The organism is Streptacidiphilus jeojiensis, assembly GCF_042510965.1.
Taxonomy (GTDB): Bacteria; Actinomycetota; Actinomycetes; order Streptomycetales; family Streptomycetaceae; genus Streptacidiphilus; species Streptacidiphilus jeojiensis.
Genome location: NZ_JBEUKS010000010.1, coordinates 128,257 through 146,086 on the forward strand (window position 1 = coordinate 128,257; position 17,830 = coordinate 146,086).

Here is a 17,830-nt window from a genome sequence, read left to right on the forward strand (position 1 = left end):
CCCATGTCTGTCACCGGAACACCCGCCACCGGGGTACCCGTCACCGGAACATCGGTCACCGAAGCGGTCCACGCGGCCGGGGGCATGGCCGGCGGCCTGCTGCTGCCCTGGCCCGACACCGACGGCGAACCCTTCTGGCAGTACGCGCTGCGCGGCGAGCTGCGGGTGCAGGCCTGCGCCGACTGCGGGCTGCGGCGCTTCCCGCCCCGGCCCGCCTGCCCGCGCTGCCACAGCTTCGCCGACGAGTGGCGGCCGACCTCCGGACGCGGACGGATCTGGTCGTTCGTCGTCGCCCACCCGCCGCTGCTGCCCGCCTACGCGGAACAGGCCCCCTACCCCGTCGCGGTGGTCGAACTGGACGACGACCCGACGATCCGACTGGTCGGCACGCTCACCCCCTCGGTGCGCCGCCCCGACGCCCCCTGGAACGCCGTCCCGGTCTCCCGGCTGCGGATCGGCGCCCCGGTCCAGGCCGTTTACCAGATCCTCGCCCCCGGCGTGGCAGTTCCGCGATGGGCGCTGACCACTCCCTGATCCTCGGCCGGGGCCGCCGGCGGGACAAATAGAATGCGGTCCCATGACTTGGTTGATCACGGGTGGGGCGGGCTACATCGGTGCACATGTGGTGCGGGCCATGGTCGAGGCGGAGCTGGGGGTCGTCGTCCTGGACGACCTGAGCAGCGGCGACCCGGCGCGGCTGCCGGCCGGGGTCCCGCTGGTCGAGGGCTCCACCCTGGACCGCCCGCTGCTCGACCGGGTGATGAAGCAGCACCAGGTCACCGGGGTGCTCCACATCGCCGCGAAGAAGCAGGTCGGCGAGTCGGTCGAGCAGCCGCTGCGGTACTACCACGAGAACGTCGAGGGCCTGCGGCTGGTGCTGGAGGCCGCGGCCGACGCGAGGGTCCGCCGGTTCCTGCTGTCCTCCTCGGCAGCCGTCTACGGCATGCCGGACGTGGACGTCGTCACCGAGGACACCCCGTGCGCGCCGATGAGCCCCTACGGCGAGACCAAGCTGGTCGGCGAGTGGCTGGTCCGCGCGGTGGGCCGGGCCCACGGCATCGGGACGGTCGCGCTGCGCTACTTCAACGTCGCCGGGGCGGCCACGGCCGAGCTGGGCGACCCGGGGGCCACCAACCTGGTGCCGATGGTCTTCGAGCGGATCACGGCGGGCAAGCCGCCGCTGGTCTTCGGCGACGACTACCCCACCCCCGACGGCACCTGCATCCGTGACTACATCCACGTGGCGGACGTGGCCACCGCGCATGTGGCCGCGGTGCGGCGGCTGGAGGACGACCCGGACGGAACCGAACTGGTCCTCAACATCGGCCGCGGCGAAGGGGTCTCGGTCCGCGAGATGCTGGACACGATCGGCACGGTCACCGGGCTGGACACCACCGGCGAAGTGGTCTCCCGCCGACCGGGGGACCCGGCCCGGGTGGTGGCCTCCGCGGACCGGATCACCTGCGAGCTCAACTGGTCCGCACAGTTCGACCTGGAGGCGATGGTCGCCTCCGCCTGGTCCGGCTGGCAGCTGCGCAACCCCTGACGGCCTCGTTTTTCAGGGGCGCGGGGACCAGTGCAGCGCGCCGACCATGCAACCACCCAGGGGCGCGGGGAACTGCGCTGCCAGCCATGCACCTCCGTAGCGGGCTGGTCGCGCGCGCAGTTAATCAAGCAGAGCCCCGCGCCCCCATTGGCTGAGCGCCGTTGTCGTCAGTCCCGCGTCGCGGTGCCGCGGGCTGCGTCCAGGGCGTAGACGCAGCGGTCCTTGCTGCAGGCGAAGACACGGCCGTCCACCGCCACCGGGGAACCGGTGATCTCCCCGCCCGTGTCCAGCTTCCAGCGCAGCCGCCCGGTGGTCAGGTCCAGGGTGTAGAGCGAGTGGTCCCTGCTGCCGAAGTGCACCAACCCGCCGAACGCCGCAGGCGCCCCGGTGAGCTCGCCGCGCGCGGTGTGCCGCCAGCGCTCCTCCCCGTCCCGCGCGGCGAAGGCGTAGACCGTGTCGCCGCTGCCCACCAGGACGGTCCCGTCCTCGTGGACCACCGGGTCGATCCCCTGCCGGCCGCCGGTACGGGCCTGCCAGCGCAGCGCACCCGTGCCGGTGTCCAGCGCGAACACCGCGCCGAGGTAGTCGGCGGCGAAGAGGCTGCCCTGGTCGTCCAGGGTCGGCGGGGTGAACAGCACCACCGGGGCCTTGAAGCGCCAGCGCTCCTCCCCCGACTCCTCGTCCAGGGCCAGCACCCGGGCCCCTGAGGTCAGGTAGAGCACGCCCTGGCGCAGCACCGGCCGCGAGGGGACGTCCTCGCCGACCTGGACCGCCCAGCGCGGCCGACCCGTCGTCAGGTCCAGGGCGCGGAGCATCCCGCCGCCGTAGTAGTAGACCGAGTCGCCCACCACGCAGGGGCCCGACTGCGGGCTCTCGTACTCCTGCTGCGCGTCGCCCACCTGCCACATCTGGCTGCCGTCGATCGCCGAGCGGACCTGGACGCCGCCGCCCCTGGTGCCGGCCACCAGCGCGCCGCCGCCGGCGTCCAGGGAGTAGGTCCAGCCGTCCAGGGTGACCCGCCAGCGCTCCTCGCCGTCCGCCGCGGCGAGGGTGAACAGGCTCGGGCCGTCCGCGGCGTGGACCTGGCCGTCGGCCACGGACATCGCCCAGGCGACGTCACGGGTCTTGAAGCGGCGGCGCCCGGTGGCGATGTCCAGGGCGTGCACCTCGAAGCTGGTCACATAGAGGACGCCGTCGCTGACCTGCGGCACCCCCCAGACGTCGTTGGACATCCGGAACCGCCAGGGCCGCCAGCGCGAGCCCGAGGTGGGCGGCGCAGGGACCGCGGCGGCGGGCTCGGACGTCGCCGCGGCCTGCCGTCCGTGGTTCTGGTGGGTGGCGTTCTCCCGGTTCGAACCGGGGCCCTGTCCTCCGGGGCCCTGTCCGGGGACGCGTCGCACCCAGCCGGTGGCGGCGGGCGGCAGCGAGTCGTCCGGTCCGGGGCCGCCGGTCTCGCCGGCCCTGACCCCGGGGCCGATCGCCACGGAGCCGCCGAGCAGCTGCACCACCGGGGTGGGCGTGGTGGACGGTACCGGAGCCGCCACCGGCGCCTGGGCGGCTGCCTGGGCCTGGGCGGCCGGTGCCGGCTCCGGATCGGGCGCGCCGGCGTGCCTGCGGCCACCGCCCGCGGCCGGTTGGACCTTCTTGGTCGGCGCGTGCTCGTCCAGGGCCGAGGGCTGGGCCACCGGCGCCGGGTGCGCGGTCCTGGGGTCGTAGCCGGCCGACGGGGCCGCGACCGGGGCGGCCACCGGGGCCGCCAGCGGCACCGGGGCGGGGACCGGGGCGGGGACGGGCACCGGGACGGGCGGCGGAGGCGTGTTGCGCCGTCCCCGCTTGCGGTCGATCAGCTCCAGGGCGGCCGGCGGCAGCCAGTCGCGGGAGTCGTCGTCCCCGTCGCCGTTGGAGTACAGGTGCGGGGCCAGCTCGGACTGGATCTGGGCCGGGGTCAGCCGCCGCTCCGGCGCCGGGCGCATGCAGGCCTTCACCAACGGGGCCAGGTCGGGGGCGAGACCGGACAGGTCCGGGGACTCCCGGAGCAGCATGAACACCGTCTCCACCGGGTTGGCCCCGTGGTACGGGGCGTGCCCGGTGGCCGCGTAGACCAGCATCGAGCCCAGCGAGAACACGTCGCTGGCCCCGGTCACGCTGCGGCTGTCCCTGGCCTGCTCGGGCGACATGTAGGCGGGGGTGCCGACGGCGACGTTGGTCATGGTCAGCCGGGTGTGCGAGACCCCGGCCGCGATGCCGAAGTCGATCACCCGCGGTCCGTCCTCGGTGACCAGCACGTTCGAGGGCTTGAGGTCGCGGTGCACCAGCCCGGCCGCGTGGATCGACTGCAGCGCCTCGGCGATCCCGGCGACCAGCCAGCGCACCGCGCCGACCGGCATCGGACCGCACTCGGCGACCAGGTCCTCCAGCGAGGGCGCCGGGATGTAGGCGGTGGCCAGCCAGGGCACCGGGGCGTCGGCGTCGGCCTCTACCACGGGCGCGGTGTAGAAGCCGGAGACGGTGCGGGCCGCCGCGATCTCGCGGGCGAAACGCACCCGGAACAGCTGGTCCTCGGCCAGCTCGGCGCGCACGGTCTTGATCGCCACCCGTCGGCCCGCGGACGACCTGGCCAGGTAGACCAGCCCCATTCCGCCCGCGCCGAGGCGCCCGAGCACCTCGAAGGGGCCGATCCGCCTGGGATCGTGCGCCGTCAGCTGGTCCACGTCCTCAGCCACCTCCCCGTTAGTTCCACGCCGGCACCGTGGTGTCGCCGCACCGTGCCGTCGTTGCTGTGCCTGATTGTCCAACGTCGACCGCCGCTGTAGCCAACCAGCCCCGAAAAATCGTTCCGGCCGGGTTTTGCGCGCGGACCTGACGAGGTGCCACCGCGCCATGCATGGGCAGGGGTCCAGGAGGGGCAGTAGGCCATGCGTGTGGACACATTCGGGTGTGTCCTACGACTCGATCGGGAATTCGGGACGCCGTCGTTAGATGGACGAAGGCGCAGGCGCACGGGAGGCGCGGGATGGGTGGCAAGGTGACAAAGACACAACAAGAAACCCAGCGGAAGGCCCGGCGGCAGCAGGCTCCGGCGAAACCGCTGCGGAAAGCGCTGCCGGGCCAGGGAACGGCCGGCCAGCTGGTCCCGGTGCTGGAGGACCTGCTGGGCGCGGAACTGCCGATCCGGCTGCGCACCTGGGACGGCGGCGAGGCCGGCCCGGCCGGCGCCCCCGCCCTGGAACTGCGGAACCGGCGGGCGCTGCGGCACCTGATCTGGCGGCCGGACGAGCTGGGGCTGGCCCGCGCCTATGTGTCCGGCGATCTGGAGATCGCCGAGGACAGCGACCTCTACGACGTGCTCGACGCGGTGGTGCGCCTGGTCGAGCAGACCAACGCGGCCAGCCTGCGCCCCAGCGCCCGCGAGATCTTCGGTCCGGAGGGCCGCCGGCTGCTCCGCACCGCGATCGGCGCCGGGGCGGTCGGCCTGCGCCCGCCGCTGCCGCCGGAGGAGGCGACCCGGGTCAAGGTCGCCGGCACCCGGCACTCGCTGATGCGCGACCGCAAGGCCATCAGCCACCACTACGACGTCGGCAACGACTTCTACCGGCTGGTCCTGGGCCCGTCCATGGTCTACAGCTGCGCCTACTGGCCGACCGGGACGCACACCCTGGAGGCCGCCCAGGAGGCCAAGCTCGACCTGATCTGCCGCAAGCTGGGCCTGCGCCCCGGGATGCGGCTGCTGGACGTCGGCTGCGGCTGGGGCTCGCTGCTGCTGCACGCCGCCGAGCACTACGGCGTCGAGGGCGTCGGGGTGACCCTCTCCACCGAGCAGGCCCGCGGCGCCCGGGAACGGATCGACGAGGCCGGCCTCTCCGACCGGCTGACGGTCCGCCTGCAGGACTACCGCGAGGTGGACGACGGGCCCTACGACGCCATCTCCAGCGTCGGCATGGCCGAGCACGTCGGCTCCGAGCAGTTCCGCCGCTACGGCACCCAGCTGTACGGGCTGCTGCGCCCCGGCGGGCGGCTGTTGAACCACCAGATCGCCAGGCGCCCCAACCTGCCCGGCGAGCGCTACCGGATCAGCCCCTTCATCGCGGCCTACGTCTTCCCCGACGGCGACCTCGCCCCGGTCGGGCAGACCGTCAGCCTGCTGGAGGAGTCCGGCTTCGAGATCCGCGACGTGGAGTCGCTGCGGGAGCACTACGCGCTGACGCTGCGGGCCTGGGTGACCAATCTGGAGGCCGACTGGGACCGGGCGGTCAAGCTCTCCACCCTGGGCCGGGCCCGGGTCTGGCGGCTGTACATGGCGGCCTCGGCGCTGGCGTTCGAGGAGAACCGGATCGGGGTCAACCAGATCCTCGCGGTGCGCACCGGGGCCGACGGGGACAGCGGCCTGCCGCCCAGCCGGGAGGAGTGGCTGGACCGGGTCGTGGCCCGGGAAACGGACGGCTCCTCAGACCCCGGAGCCGGCGGTCCGTCCGGCGGTCCGTCAGCCTGACGGACCATTCGGGCCACTGCCGAATAGCGCGGGGATCTTGCCACGGTAAACTGACGGCATGACAGGACAAGTTCGCACCGTCGACGGGCGTGTCGCCGGGCGACGCGGGCAGGCGACGCGGCAGAAGCTGCTCGAATGCCTTAGCGAGATGCTCAGCACATCGCCCTACCGGGACGTCAAGGTCATCGACGTCGCCCGGATGGCCGGTACCTCCCCCGCAACGTTCTACCAGTACTTCCCCGACGTCGAGGGCGCTGTCCTCGAGATCGCGGATGGAATGGCCCGGGAAGGCGCCGCCCTGAAGGACCTGGTCGCCGAGAAGTCGTGGGCCGGCAAGTCCGGCTACCAGACGGCTGAGGAGCTGGTGGAAGGCTTCCTCAACTTCTGGCGCGACAACGAGGCCATTCTCCGCGTGGTGACGCTGGGATCGGCGGAAGGGGACAAGCGGTTCTTCAAGATCCGCATGAAGATCCTCAACGCCGTGACCAACTCGCTCACGGACTCCCTCAAGGCCATGCAGGACACCGGGAAGGCGGACAAGTCGATCAGCGCACCGGCTGTCGCCGGCTCCCTGGTGGCCATGCTGGCCGCCGTCGCCGAGCACCAGAAGGGCTTCGACTCCTGGGGCGTCAAGGCCAAGGAGCTCAAGCCGAACCTGGCGCTCCTGGTCTACCTCGGCATGACCGGCAAGAAGCCGCCGAAGTAGCCGAAGCAGTGCAGTAGCAGCACCGTCCTGGGTCGCGGGCCCCGGCCGCCTGTCCGGTCGGGCCGAGCTGCCGGGCGTGCCTCGGGGGAGGTACTCCGGTTCGAGCCCCGCACCCATGCCCACCCGTCGCCCACCGCCACCCTTGTTTCGGGTCGCTTCGCGACACAACCCTTCAAGGGCGGTCGTCCCAGTCAAACGGGACGACCGCCCTTCGCTTGTCCTCAGCCGTGTTACTTCTCGACCGGCGTGAGCCGGAAGATCCGGATCTGCCGTTCGATCCGCGCCTGGTAGGTCGCGTACGGCGGCCACATCCGCAGCAGCGCCGCCCAGGCCTCGGCCCGTGCCTCGCCCTCCAGCAGTTCGGCGGTCGCCTCCACGGTCCGGCCCCGGTGCTCGACCAGCGCCGTGCCGTCCGCGATCAGGTTGCCGGTCCACGCCGGGTGGGCGGGGCGGCCGAAGTTGCTGCCGATCACCAGGAAGGTGCCGCCGGACTCCGGCAGGCAGGCCATCGGGGCCACCCTCGGCTGCCCGGTGCGGCGGCCGGTCGTCGTCAGGAACAGCGACGGCAGCATGTACTGGCTGATCATCACCTTGCCGCCGGTGACCCGGTGCACCATCTTGTCCATCGGCGGCAGCACCCGGGGGGCGATCCTGGCGAAGACCGGGCTGGAGGAGACCTTCTGGACCACCGCCTCCAGCCGCGAGCTCGGCGGACGCAGCTCCGGTGCCGGCGCGGGGGCGGGTGTCGATGGGGGTGTCGCCATGTCAGGCCTCCTGGCGGACAGGGGTGCGGACGGGGATGCGGGCAGGAACGGGCGTCGGGCCGAACAGGTTCGCGCGCTCGGCGGCGCGGGTACGCAGCAGGTGCGGCGGCCCGAACAGCAGTTCGTCGGCGGCGGCCCGCTTGAAGTAGAGCTGGGCGTCGTGCTCCCAGGTGATGGCGATCCCGCCGTGCAGCTGGACGGCGTCGGCCGCAGCCGTGCGCAGCGACTCCAGTGCGTGCGCAAGCGCGAGTGGTACGGCGGTGGCGGAGGCCCCCGCCTCGCCCTCGCCGTCCCCCTCGTTCTCGCTCTCGTCCCGCTCCAGCGTCCAGGCCGCGTAATGGACCGCCGAGCGGGCCGTCTGCACGGCGACGTACACATCGGCGAGGCGGTGCTGCACCGCCTGGAAGGAGCCGACCGCGCGGCCGAACTGCTTCCTGACCTGCACGTACTCCACCGTCCTGGTCAGGCACTGCTCGGCCGCGCCGACCGCCTCCGCCGCCACCGCGAGGGCGGCGTACCGCCCGGTGCGGGCGAGTGCGGGCCCCGCGTCGCGCTCCGGGTCGCCGAGTGGAACGGCCGGGGTGTCCCGCAGCTCGACCCGGGCCAGGGTCCGGGTGTCGTCCATCGCGGCCAGCCGGGTGCGGGTGAGGCCGGGTGAGCCGGCCTCCACCAGGAACAGCACGGTCCGGCTGCGCGGGAAGCCGCCGGTGTGGGCGGCGACCACCAGCAGGTCGGCGCGGGCGCCGTCCAGCACCTGGCCGGCCTCGCCGTAGAGCAGCCAGCCGTCGCCCTCGGGGGCGGGCCGCGCCTGGACGCCACCGGCCCGGCCGCCACCGGCCGTCGTACCGTCCGGCAGGCCGTCGCCGGCGCCGGCCGGGACCAGCCCGAGCGCGAGCGCCGGCGCCGCGGCGGTGACCAGGGCTCCGGTACGGGCGCCGCCGGCCAGCGCGGGCAGCAGGTCGGCGCGCTGCTGTTCGGTGCCGAGGGTGTGGACGGCGGTGGCCGCCAGCACCGAGGAGGCCAGCAGCGGCGACGGCAGCAGCACCCGTCCGCTCTCCTCGCAGGCCAGGGCCAGCTCGACCGGCCCCAGGCCGACCCCGCCGTACGCCACCGGGAGGGCGAGCCCGGGCAGGCCGAGCTGGTCGGCGAGCCGGTGCCACAGCTCGGCGTCGTAGCCCAGCGGTCCTGCGGCCGCCGCCCGCACCTCGTCGGGGCCGCAGTGCTTGGCCAGCAGCTCCCTGAGGGTGCGGCGGACGGCTTCCTGTTCCGGGGTCAGCGCGGGGTCCATGCCGCCTCCTCTTTCCGATCTGACGATCCGTCATACTAGAAGCGCGGATGCACAGGGCACAGGGGCGCGGCGGCATGAATCTGATGTACCGTCAGATCCTGTGCCCAAGCCCGAGGGAGCTGATCGCCCGTGCCCGAGCCGTCACTGCACTCCCCCGTCCCGGACAGCTCGCCACGCCGTCGCCGGGTCGCCGTGGTCGGCGCGGCGCTGGCCGACTGCGGCCGGGTGGACCGGGCCACCCCGTTCCAGCTGCACGCCCAGGCCGCGCGGCGGGCCCTCGCCGACTCCGGGCTGCCGCGCGGACTGGTCGACGGCGTCGCCTCGGCCGGGCTGGGCATCCTCGCCCCGGTGGAGGTCTCCGAGTACCTGGGACTGCGTCCGACCTGGACCGACTCGACCTCCGTCGGCGGCTCCACCTGGGAGGTTATGGCCGCCCACGCCGCCGACGCGATAGCCGCCGGCCACGCCGAAGCGATCCTGCTGGTCTACGGCTCCACCGCCCGCGCCGACCTCAAGGCCGGCCGCCGCACCGCCGGGATCGCCCTCGGCGCCCGCGGCCCCCAGCAGTTCGAGGCCCCGTACGGACACACCCTGATCTCCAAGTACGCGATGGCGGCCCGCCGCCACATGCACGAGTACGGGACCACCCTGGAACAGCTCGCCGGCGTCGCCGTCCAGGCCAGGGCGAACGCCGCCGACAACCCCGACGCCATGTACCGGACCCCGCTGACGGTGGACCAGGTGCTGGCCGGGCCGGAGATCGCCTCCCCCTTCACCAAGCTGCACTGCTGCATCCGCTCGGACGGCGGCTGCGCGGTGCTGCTCGCCGCCGAGGACTACGTACCCGACACGCTGCACGACCCGGTGTGGATCCTGGGCACCGGCGAGCACCTCAGCCACAACCTGATGTCCGAGTGGGAGGACTTCACCGTCTCCCCCGCCGCGGTCTCCGGCCGGCTTGCCTACCAGCGGGCGGGCGTCACAGCGGACGACATCGACCTGGCGGAGATCTACGACGCCTTCACCTACATGCCCCTGGTCGCCCTGGAGGACCTGGGCTTCTGCGCCAAGGGCGAGGGCGGCCCCTTCGTCGACGCCAAGGCCGGCCGCCTGCTCCGCGACGGCGAACTGCCGGTCAACACCGACGGCGGCGGGCTCTCCGCCTGCCACCCGGGGATGCGCGGGCTGTTCCTGATCGTGGAGGCGGTCCGCCAGCTCCGCGGCGACTACACAGGGACCGGGCGCCAGGTGCTGAAGCGCGGCGGCCTGCCGGAGCTGGCCCTGGTCAGCGGGACCGGCGGCTGGTTCTGCTCCTCGGCGACGATGGTGCTGGGCCGGGGCTGAGGGCGGCTAAGACGGCACCAGCGGCTACGCCGCCACCGCGTCCAGGAAGTCGTGGAGCTTGCCCCGGGTCCGTTCGACCTGCTGCTCCAGCGTCAGTGACTCGTGCAGGCGGGCGCCCACGCCCGTCGCGCTCTTGAGGCCGCGGAGGTAGAGGGAGCAGGCCAGGTCGGTGCAGAGGTAGATGCCGACCGAGTTGCCCTCGCGGCCGGCCGGGCCGGCCTTGCGGGCCACCATCAGCGAGACGCCGTCGCCCGAGTGCGTGGTGAGGCAGAGCGAGCACATGCTGCGGCGGACCAGGCCGCGCCGCTGGGAGGGGTAACGGAGGGTCAGGCCGACCAGCGCGCCGTCCCGCTCGGTGACCAGGTAGCTGCGGTCGGGGGCGGAGAGGTCGGTCCAGCCGAGGAAGTCCAGGTCGCCCCAGGGACGGTCGGCCAGGTCCCGGGGGACCGGAAGGCGCTTGGCCTCGCCCTTGGTGCAGTTGACGAACGACGCGCGGATGTCCTGCTCACTTGCTGCCTTCATTCCGCCGACGCTAACAACGCCCTGAGCAGGCGGGCAACCGAAAAACCCGGGGCCGCACCGACCTCGGGAGCGCAGCGGCGGCTCAGGGGCAGCGGACCACCTGGCCGGCGTAGGCGAGGCCGCCGCCGAAGCCGATCAGCAGGACCGGGGCGCCGGAGCGCAGCTCGCCGCGTTCGACCAGCTTGGAGAGCGCCAGCGGGATGGAGGCGGCCGAGGTGTTGCCGGAGTCGACCACGTCGCGGGCGACCACCGCGTCGGGGGCGCCGATCTTCGCGGCGATGGCGTCGATGATGCGCAGGTTGGCCTGGTGCGGGACGAAGCCCTCCAGGTCGGCCGGGGCGATCCCGGCCTTCTCGCAGGCCTGCAGCGCCAGCGGGGCGATCTGGGTGGTGGCCCAGCGGAACACGGCCTGGCCCTGCTGGCTGATGGTCGGGTCCCAGCCGTCGATGCGGACCGCGTCGCCCTTGGACGGGTCGGAGCCCCAGACCACCGGGCCGATGCCGGCCTCCTCGGAGGCCTCCACCACCGCGGCGCCGGCGCCGTCACCGAAGATCACGCAGGTGCTGCGGTCGGTCCAGTCCAGGACGTCGGTCATCTTCTCCGCACCGATGACCAGCGCGCGGGTGGCGGCGCCGGCCCGGATCGCGTGGTCGGCGGTGGCCAGGGCGTAGGAGAAGCCGGAGCAGACGGTGTTGATGTCGTAGGCCGCCGGGGCGGCGATGCCCAGCCGGGCGGCGACCTGCGCGGCCGTGTTGGGGCTGCGGTCGATGGCGGTACAGGTGGCGACGGTGACCAGGTCGATCGTGGAGGCGTCGAAGCCGCTGGTCGCCAGCGCCTTCTCGGCGGCACGGAAGGCCAGGTCGGCGACGCTCTCACCCTCGGCGATGTGCCGGGTGCGGATGCCGACGCGGCTGCGGATCCACTCGTCGTCGGTGTCCACCAGCTTGGCGAGGTCGTCGTTGGTGAGGACCTTCGGCGGCTGGTAGTGGCCGAGCGCGACGATGCGGGAACCAGTCATGTGTCCACTCAAGCCGGTTACCGGCGGGTCATCGGGCACTGCCTGGGACAGTATCCGAGGGGGGATGCTGTAGGGGCCGGACAACTTCCGTACGGCGACTGGCCTCGCCCCGGCGGGGTCACGCGGCGAGCGAGGCGGCGTCGCCCATCACGATCACCGGGTGCTTCGACGGGTCGAGGTCCTTGAGCAGTATCGCCATGTCCGCCTTGGCCAGGCTGACGCAGCCGTGCGTCGGGCCGCCGTGGTCCACGTGGACCCAGATGCCGCCGCCGCGGTTGGCGCCGAGCGGGCGCTCGGCGGAGAGCGGGCTGGTCCCGGCGACGTGGTTGTAGTTGATGGCGACCACGTAGTCGAAGGCGTCGGCCAGCGACTCGCCCTCGAAGCCGGTGCCCAGCGCCTTGAAGGCGGAGGAGTGGGTGTACGGGAGCTTGGTGCCCGGGTTGGCGTCCAGGCCGCCGGCGTCGGTCAGCGAGTAGACGCCGATCGGGCTGTGCAGGTCACCCTCCATGTGGTGGGTGGTCCAGCCGTCCAGGGCGTTGTGCGAGGGCCAGGCCGTCCCGGCCAGCCAGCTGCCGTCGGCGGTGCGGGTGTAGAGGGTGGCGGTGCCGGTGTTGGCGTTCTTGCCGGTGCCGGAGACCAGCAGGACCTGCTGGGTGTTGGCGGGGATCTGCTTGCGGAAGTCCGCGCCGAGGCCGGGGAGCTGGGTGAGCGCGGCCGCCGGGGTGGCCCGGTCGGTCGAGCGCGAGGTGTCGGCCGGGGTGGTGCGCTGGCCGGTGGCCACCGGTGCGCTGGTGCGGGCGGTGGCGGTGGTCGCGGTCTTGCCGGTGTTCGGGTGCACCAGCCCGGCCATGGCGATGACCGCCACGGCGGCGACGGAGCCGACGCCGAGGAAGCCGTTGCGGACCCGGCGCCTGCGGCGGGCCCGGGCCCGGGCGGCGGCGCGGGCCGCGACCCGGCTGCCGGAGCGGGGTCCGGTGGCGCGGGGGGCCTCGGCGCGGGGGGCGGCCGGGGCCGCGTAGTCGCCGTAGCCGGAGTCGACGAACCGCGGGTCGGTGTGGTCGGAGTCGTCGGCGTAGCCGGGGTCGGAGTAGCCGGAGCCCTGGTAGCCGGAGCCCTGGTAGCCGGCGTCGCTGTGGCCGGGACCGGGGTACGCACGTTCGGCGTAGTAGGGGTCCGTCCGGTAGGCCGGTTCGCTGTAGCCGGGGTCCGCGTAGCCGTTCTGCGCGTACCCGCCCTGTGCGTAGCCGTCCTGCTGCCCGTAGTAGCCGTCGTAGCTGACGCCGTATCCGCCGTCACTGTCCGTGCCTGGCGCGGTTCCGCCGGAACCGCGCCGGTTCGGGTCGGAGGCAGGGCGGGCGTAACTCGACATGGACGTTTGTTCCTCGCGGGATCGGGGGCGCATACGGGTGGGGGCCCTGAGGGGCGGCCTCGGCGGGTGGCTTCCGGTCACTCCTGGTGATGTCGTCGGCCGCACCGGTCTGCGCAGCCGTCTCCAGCGTCACGGTACCCCCATCGTGTGACGTGACACAGGAGCCACAGCGTCGTTGTCACGAGGCCCTCACACGTTCACCGGCAGTCCCACCCCCTGCCTTACGTCCCGCTGACGTTGAATCATCAATCCCGGAGCGGGCCGAAAACGGGGGCGGCGAGCGGCGCCGGATCGACCGCGTCCCCGGGCTCAGCTGTGGGCAAGCTCACATGCAGCGCCATGCCGACGCTCAGCTCGGCCGGGTCGCAGCCGACCACCGCAGTCATCATCCGGGGCCCCTCGGCGAGGTCCACCACGGCGGCGACATAGGGCAGCCGGTCCCGGAACGGCGGGAGGTCGTTCACCTGAACCAGTGACCAGGTGTAGAGGACGGCGTCACCCGAGGCCTGCTCCCAGACCACCTCCTCGCTCCAGCAGTACGGGCAGAACTCGCGGGGGTAGTGGTGCGCCCGCCCGCAGGAGGCGCAGCGGCGCAGCAGCAGCCGGCCCTGCGCGGCCGCCTCCCAGTAGGGGCGGGTGAAGGCGTCGGGCTCGGGGCGGTCTGCCGGGGTCACGGCCTCATCCCTCTCCTTGATTTCTGACGTGCCGTCAGTTCAACGCATGCGGTGAGCTGGGCGCAAGAGCCGCGGTGCCTGCCGACCCCTTCCAGCAAGCGTTTCCTGCCAGTAATCTGATGGAACGTCAGATATAGGGAACGGAGGCAACGCCATGCTGGACCCGGACGACGAGACCGATGTCGGCGGCCGCCCGGTGCGCTCGCGCCCGGTCGACCTCGACGCCTTCTTCCGCCCGTCGAGCGTGGCGGTGATCGGCGCCTCGGACACCCCGGGGCGGCCCAATACCGGCATCACCCGGCAGCTGGCCGCCTGGGCCGAACGGGTCGGGGCCCGGATGTACCCGGTCAACCCGGGCCGGACCGAGGTGGACGGCCGGCCCTGCTACCCGGACCTGGCCTCGGTCCCGGTCGCCGGCGGGGAGCCGGTCGACCTGGCCGTGATCCTGCTCGCCGACCCCGAGCCGGTGGTGCCCCAGCTGATCGAGGCCAAGGTGAAGTTCGCGGTGGCCTTCGCCTCCGGCTTCGCCGAGACCGGCGCCGAGGGCGCCGAGGCCCAGCGGCGGCTGGCCCGGCTGATCGCCGAGGCGCCGACCGGGCTGCGGCTGCTCGGCCCCAACACCAACCTCAACGCCTTCGAGCGGTTCCGCGAGGACCTGACCGGGCCGGCCATCGCGCTGATCACCCAGAGCGGCCACCAGGGCCGACCGCTGTTCTCTCTCCAGTCCCTCGGCATCCGGCTCAGCCACTGGGCCCCCACCGGCAACGAGGCCGACCTGGAGGTCGCCGACTTCGTCCGCTGGTTCGCCGACCAGCCCGAGGTCGGCGCCATCGCCGCCTACATCGAGGGGCTCAAGGACGGCCGGGCCTTCCTGCTCGCCGCCGACCACGCCGCCCGGCGCGGCGTCCCGGTGGTGGCCGTCAAGGTCGGCCGGACCCGGGAGGGCGCACGGATGGCCGCCTCCCACACCGGCAAGCTCACCGGCGCGGACGACGTGGTGGACGCGGCCTTCCGGCAGTTCGGGGTGATCCGGGTGGACGGCCTGGACGAACTCCAGGACACCGCCGCGCTGCTGGCCCGGGCCAGGCCGCCGCAGGCCGACGGGGTCGCCGTCTACTCCATCTCCGGCGGGACCGGCGCGCACCTGGCCGACCTGGCCTCGATGGCCGGGCTGACCATGCCCCGGCTCTCCGAGCAGAAGCAGGATGAGCTGCACCAGTGGATCCCCGAGTACCTCAGCGTCGCCAACCCGATCGACAACGGCGGCCACCCGGTCGGCGACTGGCGCGGCCGGAGGATCCTGGACGCGATCCTGGCCGACCCCTCGGTGGGCGTGCTGATCTGCCCGATCACCGGGCCGTTCCCACCGATGAGCGACAAGCTGGCGCAGGACCTGGTCGAGGTCGCCGAGACCACCGACAAGCTGGTCTGCGTGGTCTGGGGCTCGCCGGACGGCACCGAGGACGCGTACCGGCAGACCCTGCTCGGCTCCTCCCGGGTCGCCACCTTCCGCACCTTCGGCAACTGCGTGCGGGCGGTCGCCGCCTATCTGGAGCACCACCGCTTCGTGGCCGGCTACCGCAGCCCGTTCGAGCACGCGCCGCGGACGCCCTGCGCGGGCAAGGTCAAGGCGCAGCGGGTGCTGCGGCCCGGGCAGCAGCTCAGCGAGGTCGCCGCCAAGCAGCTGCTGCGCTCCTACGGCCTGCGGGTGCCGCGCGAGCAACTGGTCACCAGCGCCGCCGGGGCGGTGCGGGCGGCCGGGGTGGTGGGCTACCCGGTGGTGCTGAAGGGCTCCGCGCCCGAGGTCGCCCACAAGACCGAACTCGGTCTGGTGCACGTCGGGTTGACCTCGGCCAGCCAGGTGCGGGAGGCGTTCCGCGAGCTCACCGACAACGCCCGGGCCGCCGGAATCCCCCGGCTGGAGGGGGTGCTGGTGTGCCAGATGGTGGAGGCCGGGGTGGAGATGGTCATCGGCGTCACCCAGGACCCCAGCTTCGGGCCGACGGTCACCGTGGGCATGGGCGGGGTGCTGGTGGAGGTGCTGGCCGACACCGCCGTGATGGTGCCGCCGTTCGACTGCCTGGACGTCAGGGCCGCACTGGACCGGCTGCGCTGCCGGCCGCTGCTGGACGGGGTGCGCGGCGGCCCGCCGATGGATCTGGACGCCCTGGTGGAGGCCGTGCTGCGAGTGCAGCGGATGGCGGTCGAACTGGACGGCGAGCTGGCCGAGCTGGACATCAACCCGCTGATGGTGCTGGAGCGCGGCAAGGGCGTGGTCGCCCTGGACGCGCTGGCGGTGTGCCGGTGACCGGGCCGCTGCTGGTGGCCAGGGACGGCGGGGTGCTGCGGCTGACGCTGCACCGGCCGGAGACCCTGAACGCGATCACCGCCGAGCTGCGCGAACTGCTGATCACCGAACTGGCCGGCGCCTCGGCTGACCCGTCCGTCCGCGCGGTGCTGCTGACCGGCTCGGGCCGCGGCTTCTGCTCCGGCGCGGACCTGCGGTCCGGCGCCCCCGCCGCCGGGCCGCCGGTCCCCGGCGATGTCGAGCGGATGCTGCGGACCGGGGTGCAGCGCATGGTCGCCGCGGTGCTGGACTGCGAGAAGCCGGTGCTGGCCGCGGTGAACGGCACCGCCGCCGGGGTCGGCGTGCACCTGGCGCTGGCCTGCGACCTGGTGCTGGCGAGCGATCAGGCCAGCTTCGTGGCGGCGTTCGTACGACGCGGGCTGGTCCCGGACGGCGGCGGGGCGTATCTGCTGCCGCGGCTGGTCGGTCCGCAGCGGGCCAAGGAGCTGCTGTTCTTCGGTGACAAGCTGTCGGCCGCGGACGCGGAGCGGATGGGGCTGGTCAACCTGGTGGTCCCGGCCGAGGAGTTGGAGAAGACGGCGCGGGAGTGGACCGAGCGGCTGGCGGCCGGGCCGACCCGGGCCCTGGCCATGACCAAGCGGCTGGTCAACGCGTCGCTGGAGTCGGACCGGGCCGCGGCCTTCGCCGCGGAGGCGATCGCCCAGGAGGTCAATATGACGACGGAGGACGCCCCGGAGGGGGTGCGCGCCTTCGTCGAGCGGCGGCCGCCGCGGTTCCAGGGGCGCTGATGCGGGGGCCGGCGACGAGCGGACCCGTGACAAGCAGGCCGGCCACGAGCGGCGGGACCGGTCAGGCCTCCAGCACCTCGACGGCGCCGATGTAGCCGCCGGTCTCCTGCAGTACCAGTTCGGGCTCGCGGCGCAGATAGGACACCGCCGCGCCGGAGTGCAGCCGCGCCGCGTGCCCGGTCAGCTCCAGGTCGAGCAGCGTCGCCTGCCAGCCGTGGCCCAGGTCGGTGGGTGAGTCGACCTTCAGCACCACCTGCGACCGCCCGTCCGGGCCCGGCTCCCACAGCCCGGCGACGGACACCAGGCCCCCGCTGGTGACGGTGAACACCCCGTCCGGCTCGAACTGGAGCACACTGCCGCCGCCGTCCCAGACCCCGGGCACCGCGGCCGCGACCAGGCCGGTCCTCGGCTCCGGCCGCCGGCCCCAGAGCACCCAGGCCCCGGCGATCACCGGCACCGCGGCGCTCTGCAGATCATTGGTCAGGCCCCAGGCCAGCGCCGGTCCGCCCAGCGCCATGCCCTTGAACTCGACGAAGACGTCGACGTACGAGCCCAGCAGGAGCAGCAGGGCCGTCACCGCCGTCGCGAAGCGCCCGTGCAGCAGCCGGCGGCTCACCAGCCGTGCCAGCGCGAGCAGGCCCAGCAGCACGACCGTCTCCACGGCGGTGCGGACCGCCTGGTCCGCCACCAGGTTCCAGAGCACCACCTGGGACGACCCGTCCGGGCTGAACGCCGGCTGGGAGAAGGCACCGCTGGCGTAGAGGTTCTCGGCGCCGAGGAGCAGCTGCACCCCGAGCACCGCGCCCAGCGCCTGTATCCACCGCTTGGCCCGCCGGTCCATCGCCGTCCCCCTCGCCCGGTTCTCCCCAGAACCGCACGTCCACCCTACGCAGCGCCTGATCATCGGCGTCAAGGGGCAGAAACGCCCTTCTCATCTGACGATCCGTCAGGTTCAATGGTGTCCGGAACCCCTTCCGGGACCCTTCAGGGACGAGACCTCTGCGAGGCAGCAAT

General features: G+C 73.4%; 15 protein-coding genes. 7 read left to right on the forward strand and 8 right to left on the reverse strand.

The annotated features are described in order from the left end of the window. Positions 1 to 84: 84 nt before the first annotated feature. Entirely contained in the window at positions 85 to 534 is a 450-nt protein-coding gene (locus tag ABUW04_RS26370) for a Zn-ribbon domain-containing OB-fold protein (RefSeq protein WP_051724894.1), read from the forward strand. Positions 535 to 577: 43 nt separating this feature from the next. Then, positions 578 to 1,546, forward strand: a complete 969-nt coding sequence (galE, locus tag ABUW04_RS26375) for a UDP-glucose 4-epimerase GalE (protein WP_380566832.1) — start codon at positions 578 to 580, stop codon at positions 1,544 to 1,546. A gap of 167 nt (positions 1,547 to 1,713) precedes the next feature. On the opposite strand, the gene ABUW04_RS26380 is transcribed toward galE, so the two are convergent. Beyond that, the gene (locus ABUW04_RS26380) at positions 1,714 to 4,269 is read right to left on the reverse strand and encodes an outer membrane protein assembly factor BamB family protein (protein ID WP_380566833.1); all 2,556 of its coding nucleotides are present in this window, start codon (positions 4,267 to 4,269) and stop codon (positions 1,714 to 1,716) included. A 377-nt stretch (positions 4,270 to 4,646) separates the two neighbouring features. Between ABUW04_RS26380 and ABUW04_RS26385 the strand changes: the two genes are divergently transcribed. Further along, entirely contained in the window at positions 4,647 to 6,035 is a 1,389-nt protein-coding gene (locus tag ABUW04_RS26385; RefSeq protein ID WP_380566973.1) for a class I SAM-dependent methyltransferase, read from the forward strand. Between the two features lie 58 nt (positions 6,036 to 6,093). Continuing rightward, positions 6,094 to 6,741 (forward strand): TetR family transcriptional regulator, encoded by a 648-nt coding sequence (locus tag ABUW04_RS26390; RefSeq protein WP_030249568.1) that lies wholly within the window; start codon positions 6,094 to 6,096, stop codon positions 6,739 to 6,741. A 230-nt stretch (positions 6,742 to 6,971) separates the two neighbouring features. Here the strand turns inward: ABUW04_RS26390 and ABUW04_RS26395 are convergent, their stop codons facing one another. Beyond that, entirely contained in the window at positions 6,972 to 7,505 is a 534-nt protein-coding gene (locus ABUW04_RS26395; RefSeq protein WP_380566834.1) for a nitroreductase family deazaflavin-dependent oxidoreductase, read from the reverse strand. Between the two features lies 1 nt (position 7,506). After that, positions 7,507 to 8,793: an acyl-CoA dehydrogenase family protein gene (locus ABUW04_RS26400; protein WP_380566835.1), complete on the reverse strand. Its 1,287-nt coding sequence runs from the start codon at positions 8,791 to 8,793 to the stop codon at positions 7,507 to 7,509. Between the two features lie 129 nt (positions 8,794 to 8,922). Between ABUW04_RS26400 and ABUW04_RS26405 the strand changes: the two genes are divergently transcribed. Beyond that, on the forward strand, positions 8,923 to 10,137 hold the full coding sequence (locus tag ABUW04_RS26405) for a thiolase C-terminal domain-containing protein (RefSeq protein ID WP_380566836.1): 1,215 nt from the start codon (positions 8,923 to 8,925) through the stop codon (positions 10,135 to 10,137). A 24-nt stretch (positions 10,138 to 10,161) separates the two neighbouring features. Here the strand turns inward: ABUW04_RS26405 and ABUW04_RS26410 are convergent, their stop codons facing one another. The 4 genes from ABUW04_RS26410 to ABUW04_RS26425 all read right to left on the reverse strand — a co-directional run bounded on the left by ABUW04_RS26410 (position 10,162) and on the right by ABUW04_RS26425 (position 13,720). Beyond that, on the reverse strand, positions 10,162 to 10,659 hold the full coding sequence (locus ABUW04_RS26410; RefSeq protein WP_030249558.1) for an FBP domain-containing protein: 498 nt from the start codon (positions 10,657 to 10,659) through the stop codon (positions 10,162 to 10,164). Positions 10,660 to 10,741: 82 nt separating this feature from the next. Next, complete coding sequence (locus tag ABUW04_RS26415) at positions 10,742 to 11,677, reverse strand: beta-ketoacyl-ACP synthase III (protein WP_030249555.1); 936 nt, start codon at positions 11,675 to 11,677, stop codon at positions 10,742 to 10,744. A 118-nt stretch (positions 11,678 to 11,795) separates the two neighbouring features. Continuing rightward, positions 11,796 to 13,046 (reverse strand): hypothetical protein, encoded by a 1,251-nt coding sequence (locus ABUW04_RS26420; RefSeq protein WP_380566837.1) that lies wholly within the window; start codon positions 13,044 to 13,046, stop codon positions 11,796 to 11,798. Positions 13,047 to 13,291: 245 nt separating this feature from the next. Further along, positions 13,292 to 13,720 carry a Zn-ribbon domain-containing OB-fold protein gene (locus ABUW04_RS26425; RefSeq protein WP_037594289.1) on the reverse strand — a complete coding sequence of 143 codons (429 nt, stop codon included), beginning with the start codon at positions 13,718 to 13,720 and terminating at the stop codon, positions 13,292 to 13,294. Between the two features lie 154 nt (positions 13,721 to 13,874). Between ABUW04_RS26425 and ABUW04_RS26430 the strand changes: the two genes are divergently transcribed. Together ABUW04_RS26430 and ABUW04_RS26435 are read left to right on the forward strand one after the other, a co-directional pair. Continuing rightward, on the forward strand, positions 13,875 to 16,028 hold the full coding sequence (locus tag ABUW04_RS26430) for an acetate--CoA ligase family protein (RefSeq protein WP_030249547.1): 2,154 nt from the start codon (positions 13,875 to 13,877) through the stop codon (positions 16,026 to 16,028). Further along, positions 16,025 to 16,816: an enoyl-CoA hydratase/isomerase family protein gene (locus ABUW04_RS26435; RefSeq protein ID WP_157623579.1), complete on the forward strand. Its 792-nt coding sequence runs from the start codon at positions 16,025 to 16,027 to the stop codon at positions 16,814 to 16,816. Before ABUW04_RS26430 ends, ABUW04_RS26435 begins: the two co-directional genes overlap by 4 nt. Positions 16,817 to 16,877: 61 nt before the next feature. Here ABUW04_RS26435 and ABUW04_RS26440 read toward each other — a convergent pair whose 3' ends face one another. Continuing rightward, complete coding sequence (locus tag ABUW04_RS26440; protein WP_380566838.1) at positions 16,878 to 17,657, reverse strand: hypothetical protein; 780 nt, start codon at positions 17,655 to 17,657, stop codon at positions 16,878 to 16,880. Positions 17,658 to 17,830 lie beyond the last annotated feature (173 nt).

Excerpts from the sequence above, each read along its gene's own strand:
- ABUW04_RS26370 (WP_051724894.1), top strand. The coding sequence starts at position 85 with ATGGCCGGCGGCCTGCTGCTGCCCTGGCCCGACACCGACGGCGAACCC.
- galE (WP_380566832.1), top strand. The coding sequence starts at position 578 with ATGACTTGGTTGATCACGGGTGGGGCGGGCTACATCGGTGCACATGTG.
- ABUW04_RS26390 (WP_030249568.1), top strand. The coding sequence starts at position 6,094 with ATGACAGGACAAGTTCGCACCGTCGACGGGCGTGTCGCCGGGCGACGC.
- ABUW04_RS26395 (WP_380566834.1), bottom strand. The coding sequence starts at position 7,505 with ATGGCGACACCCCCATCGACACCCGCCCCCGCGCCGGCACCGGAGCTG.
- ABUW04_RS26400 (WP_380566835.1), bottom strand. The coding sequence starts at position 8,793 with ATGGACCCCGCGCTGACCCCGGAACAGGAAGCCGTCCGCCGCACCCTC.
- ABUW04_RS26410 (WP_030249558.1), bottom strand. The coding sequence starts at position 10,659 with ATGAAGGCAGCAAGTGAGCAGGACATCCGCGCGTCGTTCGTCAACTGC.
- ABUW04_RS26415 (WP_030249555.1), bottom strand. The coding sequence starts at position 11,677 with ATGACTGGTTCCCGCATCGTCGCGCTCGGCCACTACCAGCCGCCGAAG.
- ABUW04_RS26420 (WP_380566837.1), bottom strand. The coding sequence starts at position 13,046 with ATGTCGAGTTACGCCCGCCCTGCCTCCGACCCGAACCGGCGCGGTTCC.
- ABUW04_RS26430 (WP_030249547.1), top strand. The coding sequence starts at position 13,875 with ATGCTGGACCCGGACGACGAGACCGATGTCGGCGGCCGCCCGGTGCGC.
- ABUW04_RS26440 (WP_380566838.1), bottom strand. The coding sequence starts at position 17,657 with ATGGACCGGCGGGCCAAGCGGTGGATACAGGCGCTGGGCGCGGTGCTC.